This is a genomic window from Pseudoalteromonas sp. McH1-7 (genome assembly GCF_013366255.1).
Lineage (GTDB): Bacteria > Pseudomonadota > Gammaproteobacteria > Enterobacterales > Alteromonadaceae > Pseudoalteromonas > Pseudoalteromonas peptidolytica.
In genome coordinates this window covers 264,389-280,804 of sequence record NZ_JABWPQ010000001.1, presented here as the reverse complement: position 1 = coordinate 280,804, position 16,416 = coordinate 264,389, and the positions used below count along the sequence as shown (strand labels likewise).

The 16,416-nt window shown below is 43.4% G+C and carries 15 protein-coding genes; 12 read left to right on the top strand and 3 right to left on the bottom strand.

The window, feature by feature from the left end:
- Positions 1-35: 35 nt before the first annotated feature.
- Genes msbA through tcdA form a run of 6 tightly spaced genes read left to right on the top strand, consistent with a single transcriptional unit; the run spans position 36 to position 5,146 of the window.
- A complete protein-coding gene (gene msbA / locus HUZ36_RS01145; protein ID WP_176031789.1) occupies positions 36-1,775 on the top strand; it encodes a lipid A export permease/ATP-binding protein MsbA in 1,740 nt (579 codons plus the stop codon).
- Positions 1,776-2,759, top strand: coding sequence for a tetraacyldisaccharide 4'-kinase (gene lpxK, locus HUZ36_RS01140; RefSeq protein ID WP_176031788.1), 984 nt, complete (start codon positions 1,776-1,778; stop codon positions 2,757-2,759).
- The gene (locus HUZ36_RS01135; protein WP_125252737.1) at positions 2,749-2,946 is read left to right on the top strand and encodes a Trm112 family protein; all 198 of its coding nucleotides are present in this window, start codon (positions 2,749-2,751) and stop codon (positions 2,944-2,946) included. Before lpxK ends, HUZ36_RS01135 begins: the two co-directional genes overlap by 11 nt.
- On the top strand, positions 2,934-3,689 hold the full coding sequence (kdsB, locus tag HUZ36_RS01130) for a 3-deoxy-manno-octulosonate cytidylyltransferase (protein WP_176031787.1): 756 nt from the start codon (positions 2,934-2,936) through the stop codon (positions 3,687-3,689). The genes HUZ36_RS01135 and kdsB overlap by 13 nt, the downstream gene beginning before the upstream one ends.
- Complete coding sequence (locus HUZ36_RS01125; RefSeq protein WP_176031786.1) at positions 3,682-4,347, top strand: pseudouridine synthase; 666 nt, start codon at positions 3,682-3,684, stop codon at positions 4,345-4,347. The genes kdsB and HUZ36_RS01125 overlap by 8 nt, the downstream gene beginning before the upstream one ends.
- Before the next feature lies 1 nt (position 4,348).
- Positions 4,349-5,146, top strand: coding sequence for a tRNA cyclic N6-threonylcarbamoyladenosine(37) synthase TcdA (gene tcdA, locus HUZ36_RS01120; RefSeq protein ID WP_125252740.1), 798 nt, complete (start codon positions 4,349-4,351; stop codon positions 5,144-5,146).
- A 61-nt stretch (positions 5,147-5,207) separates the two neighbouring features.
- Here tcdA and HUZ36_RS01115 read toward each other — a convergent pair whose 3' ends face one another.
- From HUZ36_RS01115 to HUZ36_RS01105, 3 genes are all read right to left on the bottom strand, one after another.
- Positions 5,208-5,615: a SufE family protein gene (locus tag HUZ36_RS01115; protein WP_125252741.1), complete on the bottom strand. Its 408-nt coding sequence runs from the start codon at positions 5,613-5,615 to the stop codon at positions 5,208-5,210.
- 3 nt (positions 5,616-5,618) lie between these two features.
- Positions 5,619-6,833, bottom strand: a complete 1,215-nt coding sequence (locus HUZ36_RS01110; RefSeq protein WP_176031785.1) for an aminotransferase class V-fold PLP-dependent enzyme — start codon at positions 6,831-6,833, stop codon at positions 5,619-5,621.
- A gap of 102 nt (positions 6,834-6,935) precedes the next feature.
- Complete coding sequence (locus HUZ36_RS01105; protein ID WP_128731347.1) at positions 6,936-8,222, bottom strand: citrate synthase; 1,287 nt, start codon at positions 8,220-8,222, stop codon at positions 6,936-6,938.
- 417 nt (positions 8,223-8,639) lie between these two features.
- Here HUZ36_RS01105 and sdhC point away from each other — a divergent pair, with 417 nt between their 5' ends.
- From sdhC to odhB, 6 genes are all read left to right on the top strand, one after another.
- On the top strand, positions 8,640-9,017 hold the full coding sequence (gene sdhC, locus HUZ36_RS01100; RefSeq protein WP_125252744.1) for a succinate dehydrogenase, cytochrome b556 subunit: 378 nt from the start codon (positions 8,640-8,642) through the stop codon (positions 9,015-9,017).
- On the top strand, positions 9,008-9,355 hold the full coding sequence (sdhD, locus tag HUZ36_RS01095; RefSeq protein WP_128731348.1) for a succinate dehydrogenase, hydrophobic membrane anchor protein: 348 nt from the start codon (positions 9,008-9,010) through the stop codon (positions 9,353-9,355). The genes sdhC and sdhD overlap by 10 nt, the downstream gene beginning before the upstream one ends.
- Positions 9,356-11,128: a succinate dehydrogenase flavoprotein subunit gene (gene sdhA, locus HUZ36_RS01090; protein ID WP_125252746.1), complete on the top strand. Its 1,773-nt coding sequence runs from the start codon at positions 9,356-9,358 to the stop codon at positions 11,126-11,128.
- 10 nt (positions 11,129-11,138) lie between these two features.
- Complete coding sequence (locus tag HUZ36_RS01085; protein ID WP_125252747.1) at positions 11,139-11,858, top strand: succinate dehydrogenase iron-sulfur subunit; 720 nt, start codon at positions 11,139-11,141, stop codon at positions 11,856-11,858.
- A gap of 84 nt (positions 11,859-11,942) precedes the next feature.
- Positions 11,943-14,756, top strand: coding sequence for a 2-oxoglutarate dehydrogenase E1 component (gene sucA / locus HUZ36_RS01080; protein ID WP_147389638.1), 2,814 nt, complete (start codon positions 11,943-11,945; stop codon positions 14,754-14,756).
- Positions 14,757-14,766: 10 nt separating this feature from the next.
- Complete coding sequence (gene odhB / locus HUZ36_RS01075) at positions 14,767-16,260, top strand: 2-oxoglutarate dehydrogenase complex dihydrolipoyllysine-residue succinyltransferase (protein ID WP_128731350.1); 1,494 nt, start codon at positions 14,767-14,769, stop codon at positions 16,258-16,260.
- Positions 16,261-16,416: the final 156 nt, after the last annotated feature.

The window sequence follows — 16,416 nt, the reverse complement described above, 5'->3', positions numbered from 1 at the left end:
TACAATAATGCCATATAGAAAAATTGAGGCTGGCAATGCAACCAACCGATAAGCAAATCTACACTAGATTATTTAGTTACGTAAAAGACTTTAAACTTGCAGCCATATTTTCTGTCATTGGAATGATAGGGTATGCAGCCATGGATGCCTCATTCGTTGCACTGATGGATCCATTTATAGACGAGGGGTTGACTGCTGGAAACCGAGAAGTACTTAAACTCGCCCCGTTTGTTGTGATTGCTCTGGTGGTAGGCCGTGGCATATTTAATTATATGGCTTCTTATTGCTTGTCTTATGTTGGTTCACAAGTCGTACGCAGCTTGCGACAGCAATTGTTTGAACATATGTTGTACTTACCGGTATCTTTTCATGATCAACATTCTAATGGTGAGCTGATTTCTAAGATCACTTTTGATACGGAGCAGGTGCAGCAGGCCGTGACTAAGGCGTTGCAAGTCTTGATAAGAGAGGGGGCATTTGTCTTTTTTCTGCTGATCACTATGTTTTATGCTAGCTGGCAGTTGTCGCTAATTTTTCTAGTTGTTGTGCCAATCGTTGCTGTTATTGTCACCATTGTTTCAAAACGTTTTAAAAAAATATCGAAGAATATACAGGATGCTATGGGCGAAGTGACAAAGAGCTCAGAGCAAATGATGTCTGGTCACAAGGTGATCCATGGTTTTGGTGGCCAAGATAAAACCATTTCGCACTTTGCCAAAGTGAATAATCATAACCGCCAACAACGAGTAAAAATGGATGCAACCAAGGCATTGAGTGTGTCGGTTATCCAACTCATTGCAGCAAGTGCCATGGCCGTTATTCTTGCTATTATCGCCATGCCTTCTATGGTGGATAAGATTTCATCAGGCACCTTTGTAACGCTCATTACCTCAATGATGATGATGCTTCGCCCACTCAAGCAGCTCGCTAATGTCAACAGCGATTTACAACGAGGTATATCGGCAGCAAAAAGTGTTTTTGCCGTGATTGATTTAGAGCAAGAAAAGGACACTGGCACGCAGCCTTTGGTGCGTGCAAACGGTGATATTAAAATACAGAATCTGACTTTCACTTATCCGTCTAAAAATGATCCAGTGATTACCGCATTAAACTTAGATATAAAGGCAGGGCAAAGCATTGCTTTTGTTGGCCGAAGTGGTTCTGGCAAATCTACAATTTCAAATTTATTGCCACGTTATTATGATATTGACTCTGGGAGTATTGAACTTGATGGGGTTGATATCAGTGATTACAAGCTGGCGGATTTACGTGCACAATTCTCAATTGTATCTCAGCAAGTGGTACTATTTAACGATACTATCGCTAATAATATTATGTATTCACTCGAACGTCCGTTATCGGATGAAGCGCTAGAGCGTGTGGCAAAGCAAGCCCATGTTTGGGAGTTTGTTAAGGATTTACCAGAAGGCTTGAACACTCTAGTTGGAGAAAACGGAGTGATGCTTTCAGGTGGTCAGCGTCAACGTATTGCAATTGCTCGTGCAATTGTAAAAGACGCGCCGATTTTAATATTGGATGAAGCTACATCAGCATTAGACACCGAATCAGAGCGCTTAATTCAGCAAGCCCTAGAAGAGTTAATGCACGACAAGACCAGTATTGTTATTGCCCATCGCCTGTCGACAATCGAGCATTGCGACCAAATATACGTATTAGATAAAGGTAAAGTTATTGAGCAAGGAGAACACCAACAGCTCGTTGCCCAGCAGGGGATGTATCACGCACTTTGTAAGATGCAATTTGGTGAACAATAAATGGCGTCAAGAATCGAACAAAGCTGGTATAAAAAGCCTGGGCTACTGACTTTATTACTACTGCCGCTGGCATTATTGTTTGGCCTAATAAGTGTTGTGCGAAAAAAGCTTTATACACTTGGTGTAACTAAACAATACAAAGCGTCAGTGCCAGTTATTATTGTGGGTAATATTAGTGTCGGAGGAAATGGTAAAACACCGTTTGTACTTTGGTTGGTTCCTTTTCTTGAGCGGCTTGGTTTGAAAGTGGGGATAATCAGCAGAGGGTATGGTGCAAATCCTCCGACTACGCCATTTTTGGTGACCAAAGACACGCCAACAGAGCAAGGCGGTGATGAGCCTTGTTTGCTTGCTCAAAGATTAGCTTGTCCAGTGATGATAGGCGCTGACCGACAAAAGAGTATTGAATCATTACTACAACACCATAATATTGATATTATTGTCAGTGATGACGGATTACAACACTACAAACTGGCGCGAGATATAGAGTTTTGTATTGTAGATGCCGAACGTAAATTTGGTAACGGTTATTGGATCCCAGCAGGTCCACTTAGGGAGCTACCTAGTAGAACGAAAACCGTCGACTTAACAGTTTATAACGGTGGCTCAGAAGCATTTTCATATGCTTTAGAGGGTACCGGGTTTTTCCATGTCACAGACAATTCGCTGGCAAATGAAGTACACACTGAAGGTGTATCTGTATGTGCTATCGGCAATCCAAAAAGGTTTGAGCATACACTACGAGAGAAGGGCATTGATCTAACTCATTGTCTACATTTTGCTGATCATCACCCTTATCAACCGTCGGACTTTTCACCGTTTAGTGGTGATTCTATTTTTATGACAGAGAAAGATGCGGTAAAGTGTCGCACCTTTGCAAAAGATAATTGGTATTACTTGAGAGTGGATGCCAAACCAACACAAGCGCTTGAAAAAGCAATACTCGAATTACTTAAAGATAAAGGGATCCATCATGGCCTTTGATACCAAATTACTAGAAATAATTGCCTGTCCTGTGTGTAAAGGTAAATTAAGATATGACAAAGAAAACCAAGAGCTCATTAGCACCGCGGCTAAACTTGCTTATCCAATAAAAGAAGATATTCCGGTGTTGCTAGAAAATGAAGCGCGAGAGCTAAGCAGTGATGAGGTTGAACAGTGGAATTCATAGTCATTATTCCTGCTCGATATGCGTCTAGTCGATTACCAGGTAAACCCCTAGCTGATATAGCAGGCAAACCCATGATCCAGCACGTGTATGAGCAAGCGTGTCAATCCGGTGCTACAGCAGTTTATATTGCAACTGATCACAGCGCGGTGTTTGATGCAGCAAAAGGATTTACTGATAACGTACTTATGACTAAAGATGATCATCAATCTGGGACTGAGCGATTAGCTGAAGTTGTAGAGCTGCTTGAACTTGATGAGCAAACTTTAGTGGTGAATGTTCAAGGGGACGAACCGCTGCTAGAGCCTGAAAATATCGCGCAAGTAGCTACTTTATTACATCATTCCGATGCACCAATGGCGACATTGTGTGTTGATATTGATGATGTAGAAGAAGTGCTGAATCCAAATGCAGTAAAAGTGGTGTCTGATATTCATGAAAACGCGCTATATTTTTCACGCGCGTCCATTCCATTTCAGCGTGATAGCATGTTAAAGCTCGACAAAAATAATGTCCCTGTAAATCATTTTAATCGCCATGTAGGGATATATGCCTACCGCGCGGGCTTTATTAAAACCTATTTGTCGCTCAGTGTTTCACCACTAGAGTTACAAGAATCGCTAGAACAGCTACGTGTGTTATATCATGGCTATAAAATCAAAGTAGCTAAGGCGATAAAGCCTGTGCACAGCGGCGTTGATACGCCTGAAGATTTGCAGCGTGTCCAAGAGATACTAAATGGATAAGCTTAAGCTGATTGCTGATGAGGCGGATTATATCGTAGCCTATAAGCCGTGTGGGGTTAACTTCCACAGTGAAGAAGGCCCTGGCTTTGTATCGTTACTAAATACGCAACTAGGCTATCAACTATTTCCAGTCCACCGCTTAGATAAGGTAACATCAGGCCTTATTTTACTGGCTAAATCGAGCCAAGCGGCAAAGCAGTTTACAGAGATGTTCACGTCGCGGAAAATAGATAAATATTATCTTGCAATGATTAAAGCCAAACCCAAAAAAAAGCAAGGTTGGATAAAGGGTGATATGGCCAAGTCTCGGCGTGGTACATTTAAGCTAATGAAAACCAAGCTAAACCCAGCTATAACTCGCTTTTATTCTCACTCCGTTGGCGTTAATTTGCGTGGATGTATTATTAAACCATTTTCAGGTAAAACGCATCAGATCCGCGTTGCACTGAAAAGTATTGGTGCACCGATCCTAGGCGATCTTGCGTATGGTGGGGAACCTGCGGACAGAACATATTTACACGCCTTTTGTTTGGAGTTTGAGTGGCATGATAAGTTGGTGAGCTACCAAGCTTGTCCTCCAGAAGAAGGCGCATTTACTCACCTTTTAACACATGAAATATTTGCAATTTGGCAAAAGCCAAGTCAATTAGAGTGGTAACATGACTGATTCAAATACAGAACTTAGGTTTGGCGGTATTGCTCGTCTATACGGTAACGCAGAGTTAGAAGCATTAAGCAAGGCACACTTTTGTGTTATTGGTATTGGTGGTGTTGGCAGTTGGGCTGTTGAAGCGCTAGTTCGAACTGGGGTAGGCAAGATAACGCTTATTGATATGGATGATATTTGTATCACTAATGTTAATCGCCAGCTGCATGCTCATAGTGAAAGTATCGGGATGCAGAAAATTGAGGCGATGCGGGATCGTTGTATTGCGATTAATCCAGCTTGCGAGGTCATCCTTATTGATGACTTCCTGATGTTAGATAATATTAGAAGCTACATCCAAGATTTTGATTATGTTATTGACTGTATTGATGCTGTTAAAGAAAAGGCGGCGTTAATCGCCCATTGTAAACGCAATAAAATACCCGTGATCACCACAGGTGGTGCAGGTGGACAGACCGATCCAAGTCAGATCCAATACTCAGACGTTGCAAAGACTACGCATGACCCATTACTAGCAAAAGTTCGTTATATTCTCAGAAAGCAATATAACTTTAGCGATAATCCAAAACGCAAGTTTGGCGTAGATTGTGTCTATTCAACTGAGCAGCTGGTTTATCCAAGTAGCGATGGCACCGTATGTAAAGCCAAGCAGCAAGCTGAAGGTGGAAAAAATATGGACTGTGCCACAGGGTTTGGCTCAGCCACGATGGTAACGGGGAGTTTCGGTTTCTTTGCGGCCTCTAAAGCGATACGAAAGTATTTAGATAAGCAAAGCAGAAGTAGCAAGTAAGTGTGCTCATATGAGCACCTTGAACGCTTATGTTGTTAACTGTCCGCAGCTCAGGTTAGTATTACGCTAACCTATTCGCTTGCATCTGGATCTGGTCGACAATCGCCCGTATACCATTGCCTCTTGAAGGGCTTAAATGGCTGATTAATCCTAAGGACTCAAAAAGCGTATAAGCACTAAATTGGCTTGCCTGTTCCGGTGTTTTCCCTGCATATGCTGCGATGATAATTGCAAGTAATCCTTTCACGATCCGCGTATCTGAATCTGCAATAAGCACAAGCTGTTGTGCACTTTCGTCTAAGTCGACGTATAACCACACTTTACTGTCACAGCCCGATACTAATGCAGATCCAACTTTTAGTGCCTCTGGAAGTTCAGGAAGTTGTTTACCAAAAAGCATTATTTCTCGGTACTTGGCTTGCCAGCCATGACTTTCTGATAACTTTTTTGTGATATTTTCAATATTCATCGTTTAATCTAGTAATTCAATTGTGGCTTTTAAGGCATTAATAAAATGCTCGACATCAGCTTCGTTATTGTAAAATGCTAAACTTGCTCGCACTGTTCCATTGACATTAAGCATGTTCATCAACGGTTGAGCACAATGATGTCCGCTTCTGACGGCGACACCATAGGTGTTGAGTAGTGTAGCAAGGTCATAGTGATGCTCATTTTTGTAATTAAAACTGACAATTCCCACGTTGTTCTGCGTGTCACCATACACGGTTACGCCTTTAATTTGGTTTAACTGTTGTAAAAGGGACTGATAGAGGGCTCGTTCGTAGCGCTGAAGTGCCGACGGGCTAATGTTGTTCAAGTAATCAACCGCAGCGGCCAATCCTATGACGCCAGAGATATTAGGCGTGCCAGGTTCAAATTTACCAGGAGCATCACGGTAAGTGGAGTGTGCAAACGTTACCTCTTGGATCATTTCTCCTCCCGTTTTATATACGGGCAGGGTATTGAGCAAATTATATCGACCATATAATCCTCCAACACCTGTAGGCCCCAACGCCTTGTGAGCAGAAAAAACATAAAAGTCGCAATCCAATGCTACCAAATCAGGCCGTAAGTGCATAAAAGACTGTGCGCCATCTATGACTGTCTTCGTACCAAGCGTTTTACAAGCTTTTATAAGAGATTCGATGGGGTGTATATTACCAAGCGCATTAGAAGCATGTCCTATCGATAAGATATCTGGTTTATGTGTTTGCAATAGCGAAATAGCACCCGCTTCATCAAGCACACCATTTTCAAGCATTGGCAACACTAACAACTGTGCGCCGGTACGCTTACATGCTTCTTGCCAAGGCACGATGTTAGCATGATGCTCAAATGGGCTGATCGCTATTTTACTGTTTTCATTTAATGCTTGGCTGAGGCCATGAGCCAAAAAGTTTAGTGATTCTGTGGCACCACTGGTCCAGACAATTTCTTTTGCAGAAACATTTAAAAATTTGGCGATAGTTTCACGTGCGGCTTCATATCGATTTGTCGCGTTTTCACTCAGTGTATGTAAACCTCTGTGTACATTTGAATTCTCAGCTTGATAAAAAGTTTTGATGACATCAACAACTTTGTTCGGTTTTTGTGCAGTTGCAGCTGAGTCGAGGTAGCAAAGCGGCTGCCCATTTAGTGATTTGCCTAAAATAGGGAAGTCGTCGCGCAGAGAATGTATATCAGTCATAACGTACCTGAGTTAATTTGGCAGCGGGATTTTAGCTAATAACTGTTCATAGTTAAACAAAAAAGGCCGCGTTAAGCGGCCTTTTGCAATAAAACGTCAGTATTATCTGTCGCTTTGTGATTTATAGTCGCGTGCTGTGTAGCCTTTGTAAAGCTGACGTGGACGACCAATCTTATGACCTGGCTGAGAAAGCATTTCGTTCCAATGTGAAATCCAACCGACAGTACGAGACATCGCGAAGATAACAGTGAACATACTTGTTGGAATACCAATTGCCTTAAGAATGATACCTGAGTAGAAGTCTACGTTAGGGTATAGTTTCTTCTCGATGAAGTACGGGTCTTCCAATGCAATTTGTTCAAGTTTCATTGCCACGTCAAGCAATGGATCTTGAATGTTAAGTTCTTTAAGCACTTCATGACACGTTTGACGCATTACTGTTGCACGTGGGTCAAAGTTTTTATAAACGCGGTGACCAAAGCCCATTAGACGGAACGGATCGTTCTTGTCTTTTGCTTTGGCAACATACTCGTCAATACGGTCAACAGAGCCGATTTCTTCAAGCATCGTTAAGCAAGCTTCGTTTGCGCCGCCGTGTGCAGGGCCCCAAAGTGATGCAATACCAGCTGCAATACATGCGTATGGGTTTGCACCTGAAGAACCTGCTAAACGTACTGTCGACGTTGACGCGTTTTGTTCATGATCCGCGTGAAGCATGAAAATACGGTCCATTGCTTTAGCAAGTACCGGGCTTACGTTGTAATCTTCCGCTGGCACAGAGAACATCATGTGCAGGAAGTTTTCAGCGTAGCTTAAGTCGTTGCGCGGATACACGAACGGCTGGCCAACGTTGTATTTGTATGCCATTGCAGCGATAGTTGGCAGTTTTGCAACCAACTTAACCGCACAACGCATGCGTTGATCTTCATCAGAAATATCAAGGTCTGAATGATAAAACGATGATAATGCACCAACAACACCACACAGCATAGCCATTGGGTGAGCGTCTACACGGAAGCCTTGGAAAAACGCAGCAATTTTCTCGTGCATCATGGTGTTGCGAGTGATCTCATCTGAGAACTCTGCTAGTTGTGCTTCGCTTGGTAACTCACCGTTAAGTAGTAAGTAGCAAAGTTCAATATAGTTAGAATTTTCAGCAAGTTGCTCAATAGGGTAGCCGCGGTGAAGCAGTACTCCTTTGGCACCGTCAATGTAAGTGATAGACGAGTCACAAGAGGCAGTCGACATAAATCCTGGGTCATACGTAAATAGCCCGTGAGCGCCTAATGAACGAACGTCAACTACGTCTTGACCAGCTGTACCTTCGTAAATTGGTAACTCAATCGGATCGTGACCATCAATATGGACTGTGGCTTTTTTATCTGCCATCTATTTGTCTCCTATTTAATAACAATATTCTGATTGTTATGTTGTGATACTAATGTTAAGCAAATTCAGATCATTCTAACTTATAACCTAGGCTAAAAGTCAATTTTTATGTGATTTATGCATAAATGTATAATAAATATTCTATAGCGATTAAATATTAGACCATTCGCTAATTCGCAAGCGTCTCTATCTAAACAAGAATTGTAAAAGGCCGCGTAGCCTTATATACTGTCAACGGTTTTATACCGTATCGTCTGTGGGTAAACCTATTTTTACATCAATTTTTTACACTCCAGTGAACTTTTTGGTGTCCTAATTGGTTTATCTAGAGTGTGCCATCTACATTTGCAATATGTAGGTGGGTTTCATAAAAACAAGTAGATGAGCTCCTTTGTGGGCAAAGATGGGCAAGTAACTGTGAAAAAGCAAAGACCTGTAAATCTAGATCTTACGACTATATCTATGCCACCAACGGCTAAAGCGTCGATCCTTCATCGTGTAACCGGTGTTGCGTTTTTCTTCGCTTTAACCTTTGTGATTTGGGCTTGGTCTGAATCTCTTTCTTCTCCTGAAGGCTTCGAGTTTGTAAAAGAACTGATGTCTGGCTTTATTGCGAAATTCATCGCATGGGGCACCCTAACTGTATTGTCTTACCACATTATCGGTGGTATCCGTCACATGATTCAGGATATGGGACATTGGGAAGAATTAGAATCAGGCAACAATAGCGCGAAGATTGCATTAGCACTTTGGGTTATCGTAGCAATTTTAGCTGGAGTATGGATATGGTCTTAAATCAAGCGACATTGAAGCGTGATGGCGTACAAGACTACGTATCATTGCGCGCGACTGCGTTAATTATCCTAGCTTATGCGGTATTCATCGTAGGCTATCTGTTAATCACACCTGAACTTACTTATGAAGCATGGTCAGGGTTGTTCTCAAACTTGGCTGTGAAAGCAGCAACCATGATCACGCTAGTATGTATGATGGTACATACACGTATTGGTTTATGGCAGGTTCTAACTGACTATGTTAAGAACTCAACAACCCGCTCTATCCTTAGCTTTGTATTAAACCTTATGGCGCTAGCTTACGTAGCTATTGGCCTGTTTGTTCTGTGGGGTGTTTAAGTGAAATATAACGTACGCGAATTTGACGCAGTTGTAGTTGGTGCTGGTGGCGCGGGTATGCGCGCGGCACTCGCTATTTCAGAATCAGGTAAAACTTGTGCTCTTATTTCAAAAGTTTTCCCAACTCGTTCTCACACAGTGTCTGCACAAGGTGGTATCACTGTTGCGCTAGGTAACTCGCATGAGGACAATTGGGAATGGCACATGTACGATACGGTGAAAGGGTCAGACTACATTGGTGACCAAGATGCCATCGAATACATGACTAAAACGGGTCCTGAAGCTATCACTGAGTTAGAGAATATGGGTTTACCTTTCTCTCGTTTTGAAAATGGTCGCGTATATCAGCGTCCTTTCGGTGGTCAGTCTAAGAATTTCGGTGGTGAACAGGCTGCACGTACAGCGGCTGCGGCCGACCGTACTGGTCACGCACTGCTACATTGCTTATATCAGCAAAACGTTAAAAACAAAACCAACGTGTTCTCAGAGTGGTACGCGCTTGATTTAGTTAAAAATGATAAAGGCGACGTAGTCGGTGTTACCGCAATTGACATTGAGAGCGGCGAAGTCGTTTATTTCAAGTCTAAAGCGGTTGTGTTGGCAACGGGCGGTGCAGGTCGTATCTACGCATCGACTACTAACGCACACATCAACACGGGCGACGGCGTAGGTATGGCTGTTCGTGCTGGCATTTCAATGCAAGACATGGAAATGTGGCAGTTCCACCCGACCGGTATTGCTGGCGCTGGTACACTAGTGACTGAAGGTTGTCGTGGTGAAGGTGGTTACCTTCTGAATAAAGACGGTGAGCGCTTCATGGAGCGTTACGCGCCTAACGCCAAAGACCTTGCTGGTCGTGACGTTGTTGCACGTGCAATGATGACTGAAATTCGTGAAGGCCGTGGCTGTGAAGGCCCATGGGGTACGCACATTAAGCTTAAGCTTGATCACCTAGGTGAGGAAATGCTTAACCTTCGTCTTCCTGGTGTCTGTGACTTATCTAAGACATTTGCACACGTTGATCCAGCGAAAGAACCTATTCCGGTTATCCCAACTTGTCACTATATGATGGGTGGTGTACCGACAAACGTTAATGGTCAGGTGCTTAGCGTAAGTGAAAATGGCGATGAGCGTATTGTAGAAGGTTTATTCGCAGTAGGTGAAATTGCATGTGTATCTGTACATGGTGCAAACCGCCTAGGTGGTAACTCACTACTTGACCTTGTTGTATTTGGTCGCGCAGCTGGTAATTTCTTAGGTACTTACTTGAATGACTTTGAGTCTACAGGTGATGCGTCTAAAGATGACGTTGATAATGCGTTTGCACGTTTCAATCGCTGGGAGTCGTCTGAGGTCGGTAAAGGTGAAGACCCAGTACAAATTAAGAAAGACTTGCAAGAGTGTATGCAGCTTAACTTCTCAGTATTCAGAGAAGGCGACGCAATGGCAGAAGGACTTAAAGAGCTTAAAGAAATCCGCGAGCGTCTTAAGTTTGCACGCCTTGATGATAAGTCATCAGAGTTCAACACGCAGCGTATCGAATGCTTAGAGCTTGATAACTTGATGGAAACAGCATACTCAACAGCAGTAGCTGCTAATTTCCGTACTGAAAGTCGTGGTGCTCACTCTCGCTTTGACTTCCCAGAGCGTGATGATGAAAATTGGTTGTGCCACTCAGTTCATCATCCGGAATCTGATTCGATGACTAAGCGTAAGGTTAACTTTGCGCCTACGACTCGTGAAGCGTTCCCACCAAAAGCACGTACATACTAGGAGTTCAGCGATGGCTACTTTAGAATTATCAGTTTATCGTTATAACCCTGATGAAGATTCAGCACCACGTATGCAAGACTACACTCTAGAAGTAGAGGAAGGTCGTGACATGATGGTGTTGGATGCTCTGATGCAGTTAAAAGAGCAAGATCCAACTTTATCTTTCCGTCGTTCATGTCGTGAGGGCGTTTGTGGCTCTGACGGTGTAAACATGAACGGTAAGAACGGCCTCGCCTGTATTACCCCAATTTCTGCAGTGCAGAAAGGCGGTAAGGGTAAGATCGTTATTCGTCCATTACCGGGGTTACCAGTAATTCGTGACCTAGTAATTGATATGAGTCAGTTCTATACGCAATACGAGAAGGTTAAGCCTTTCTTGATCAACGACAAGCCAACTGGTGGTGAAGAGCGTCTTCAGTCTATTGAAGACCGCGAAAAACTAGATGGCTTGTATGAATGTATTCTTTGTGCATGTTGTTCAACGTCTTGTCCTTCTTTCTGGTGGAACCCAGACAAGTTCATCGGTCCTGCGGGTCTTTTACATGCTTATCGTTTCTTGGCTGATAGCCGTGATACAGCAACAGAAGAGCGCCTTGCAGATCTTGATGACGCGTTCAGCGTATTCCGCTGTCACAGTATTATGAACTGTGTTAGCGTATGTCCTAAAGGTCTTAATCCAACTAAGGCAATTGGACAAATTAAATCAATGTTGTTAAACCGCTCGGTATAACACATACTACTAGCTAAGATGGCAAGCAATCGCTTGCCATCTTGTTTTCGTTTGAGTTTCTGCGCTAGATAAAAGGGCTAATAGATGCACGAAGGTGTGATGAAGGCATGGCTAGAATCTTCGCATTTGTACGGCGGCAACGTTGCGTACGTAGAAGATCTATATGAGGCGTATCTAGATGATGCAGCTTCAGTGCCAGAAGAATGGCGAGAGGTGTTTGATCAACTACCTAAAGTTGATGGTGTGGATGTTGATACAAAACATTCCGAAGTAAGAGCGCAATTTGCGGAACTTGCAAAAAACAAACACAGAGAAGTCGTGGTATCAACAGAGGGTTCTGCTGACGCCAAGCAAGTTAAAGTTCTGCAGTTAATAAATGCATTTCGTTTTAGGGGTCACCAAAACGCGAACCTAGATCCACTTGGGATTTGGGAGCGAGAACGCGTTCGCGATTTAGACCCCGCTTTTCATGATTTAACTGACGCAGATCTAGAAAAAGAATTTAACGTCGGCTCTTTTGCATGTGGCAAAGAGACGATGAAGCTAAAAGACTTGTACGCTGCACTAAAAGCGACATACTGTGGCTCTGTCGGTGCAGAGTACATGCACATCACGTCTACCGAAGAAAAACGTTGGTTACAGCAGCGTTTAGAATCGACCTTCGCTAAGCCACAATTCGACAAAGAAACCAAATTAAGAATCTACAAAGGCCTTACTGCCGCTGATGGTTTAGAGAAATACTTAGGGGCAAAATTTCCAGGTGCAAAACGTTTCTCGTTAGAAGGTGGTGATTCTTTAGTACCTATGCTGAAAGAATTAATTCACCGAGCAGGTGAGAGCGGTCAGCAAGAAGCTGTTATTGGTATGGCACACCGTGGTCGTCTTAACGTATTGGTTAACGTATTGGGTAAAAACCCACAAGAACTATTTGATGAGTTTGCTGGTAAATACGGTGAACATGCAGGTTCTGGTGATGTTAAATACCACATGGGCTTCTCGTCAGACTTTGGTACAAAAGGCGGCAATGTCCACATGGCATTGGCGTTTAACCCATCTCACCTTGAGATTGTGAACCCTGTTGTTATGGGGTCTGTACGAGCTCGTCTTGACCGATTAAATTGCCAAAGCGGATCAAAGGCTTTACCTATTACGATCCATGGTGATTCAGCGATCGCTGGACAAGGTGTTGTTCAAGAAACTTTCAACTTGTCGCAAACGCGTGCATACGGTGTTGGTGGTTCAATTCGTATTGTTGTGAACAACCAAGTTGGCTTCACGACGTCAAAGCGTGAAGATACACGTTCAACAGAATACTGTACTGACATTGCGAAGATGGTTCAAGCACCTATCTTCCATGTTAACGCTGACGACCCAGAAGCGGTTGCATTCGTTACACAAGTGGCACTTGATTTCCGTAACAAGTTCAAGCGTGACGTAGTGATTGACTTAGTATGTTACCGTCGTCACGGTCACAATGAAGCGGACGAGCCAAATGCAACACAGCCGCTGATGTATCAAAAGATCAAAAAGCACCCAGTACCTCGCCAGCTATATGCTGAGCAGCTTGTACGTGAAGGTGTGTTCTCTGAAGAAGATGCAAAACAAATTTCTGAAGACTACCGTAACGGCTTAGATAAAGGCGTGTGTGTAGTAGAAGAAATTCAAAAAGAAACTAAGCATTCTTCGGATTGGTCTAAATATGTCGGTCATGACTGGGACGCGCCATATGAGCCAAAAGTTGAGTTAGAAAAACTCAAAGCGCTCGGCGAAAAGATTGCCAATTACCCAGAAACGCATAAAGCACAATCGCGTGTGAAAAAGATATACGACGATCGTAAATTAATGGCGAAGGGCGAAAAGCTATTAGATTGGGGTATGGCAGAGACGTTAGCTTATGCAACGTTAGTTGACGAAGGTACTGATGTTCGTTTAACGGGTCAAGACTCTGGTCGTGGTACATTTTTCCACCGTCATGCTGTCGTGCATAACCAACAAGATGCCGCTACTTATCTTCCGCTACAAAACGTACGTGAAGGTCAGGGCGTATTTGAGGTTTATGACTCGGTGCTTTCTGAAGAAGCGGTACTTGCATTTGAATATGGTTATGCCACAGCAGAACCTACGTCATTGGTACTGTGGGAAGCACAGTTCGGTGACTTTGCAAATGGCGCTCAAGTTGTATTCGACCAGTTCTTAAGCTCAGGTGAGCAAAAGTGGGGACGTTTATGCGGTCTAACACTACTTCTACCTCATGGTTATGAAGGTCAAGGCCCAGAGCACAGTTCATCACGTCTAGAGCGTTATTTACAGCTATGTGCTGACCACAATATGCAAGTATGTGTGCCGTCAACACCAGCACAAGTTTATGCAATGTTGCGCCGTCAATCGGTACGTCCATTGCGTCGTCCTTTGATTGTGATGACACCTAAATCACTACTACGCCATCCGTTAGCTGTGTCTACGTTAGAAGAGCTTTCAGAAGGCGTGTTCAACAACATGATCGACGAGATTGATGATATCAATCCAGAAAATGTTGAGCGTGTCGTATTCTGTAGCGGTAAAGTGTACTACGAACTTTTACAAGAACGTCGTAAGCAAGAGTTGAACAACGTTGCTATTGTTCGTGTTGAACAGCTATATCCGTTCCCTCACAAAGAAATGGACGAGATCATGGCTCGCTACCAGCACGTGAAAGATTTTGTTTGGTGTCAAGAAGAGCCACAAAACCAAGGTGCGTGGTATTGTTCACAGCATCATTTCTGGGAAGCTATTCCATCTGGCGCTAATTTAACTTACGCAGGTCGCAAGGCCTCAGCTGCTCCAGCATGTGGATACATGTCTACACATACTAAAGAACAAAACGCGTTAATTGCTGACGCTTTAACAATCAAGAAATAAGGAATAAGAGATGACAACCGAAATTAAGGTTCCTGTTCTTCCTGAGTCTGTTGCTGATGCAACGGTTGCTACATGGCATGTAAGCGTTGGCGATAAAGTGACTCGTGATCAAAACTTAGTTGACATCGAAACAGATAAAGTCGTTTTAGAAGTCGTAGCACCTGAAGATGGTGTTATCGTTGCAATTTCAGAAGAAGAAGGCGCAACCGTTCTTGGCGAACAGGTTATTGCACAATTAGGTGCTGCTGATGAAGCAGCAGCGCCTGCACAATCAAATGAAAAAACAGCAGCGCCTCAGTCGGCGCCAGCATCAGAAGGTAAAGAAGTGGACATTAAAGTACCTGTACTTCCTGAGTCAGTAGCAGATGCTACTATCGCAACTTGGCACGTTCAACCAGGTGAAGCGGTTAGCCGCGACCAGAACTTAGTTGATATTGAAACAGATAAAGTGGTTCTTGAAGTTGTTGCACCTGAAGACGGTGTGATGGGTGAACATATTCACGCTGAAGGCGATACCGTACTTGCTGAACAAGTGATCGGTAAAATTGTAGCCGGTGGCGCACCAGCGGCAGCATCTAGCGAGAAAAAAGAAGAAGCACCAGCAGCATCTTCTGACGAAAACTCAGATGTACTAACACCATCTGTTCGTCGCCTTATCGCAGAAAAAGGCCTTGATGCTTCTAAGATCAAAGGTTCTGGCAAAGGCGGTCGTATCACAAAAGAAGACGTTGACGCCTTCCTTAAAGCGCCAGCAAAAGCAGAGTCTAAGCCAGCTGCATCAGCACCTGCTGCCCCTGTTGGCGAGCGTACACAAAAACGTGTACCGATGACACGTCTTCGTAAGACAATTGCTAACCGTCTACTAGAAGCGAAAAACTCAACAGCAATGTTGACAACGTTTAACGAAGTAAACATGAAGCCAATCATGGATCTTCGTAAACAATACCAAGAAGTGTTTGAGAAGCGTCACGGTATCCGTTTAGGTTTCATGTCTTTCTACGTGAAAGCGGTAACTGAAGCACTTAAACGTTTCCCTGAAGTGAACGCATCTATCGACGGTGATGATATCGTTTACCACAACTACTTCGATATCAGTATCGCGGTATCTACGCCTCGTGGTCTGGTTACACCGGTGCTACGTGACTGCGATAAGCTATCAGTTGCTGAAATCGAAAAGAACATTCGCGAACTGGCTATCAAAGGTCGTGACGGTAAACTAACAGTTGATGATATGACTGGCGGTAACTTCACAATCACCAACGGTGGTGTGTTTGGTTCACTACTTTCTACACCTATCATCAACTTACCACAGTCTTCAATCTTGGGTATGCACAAAATCCAAGAGCGTCCTATGGCAGTAAATGGTAAGGTTGAAATCTTACCGATGATGTACCTAGCGCTTTCTTATGACCACCGTCAAATCGATGGTAAAGAGTCAGTTGGCTTCCTAGTGACAATTAAAGAGTTGCTTGAAGATCCAACACGTCTACTGCTAGACGTATAATATTTGTTTAAAGAATAAGCTGTATGCTCGCATACAGCTTTTTTTTTGCGCCTTTGGTCTAAGTGGGGTTTTCATCAGAAGCCTTGGGATCTATACTATGTGCGCAATTTGGGATAGCTGACTATTTGCATAAATATTCAGCTTTTTTAGTATAAA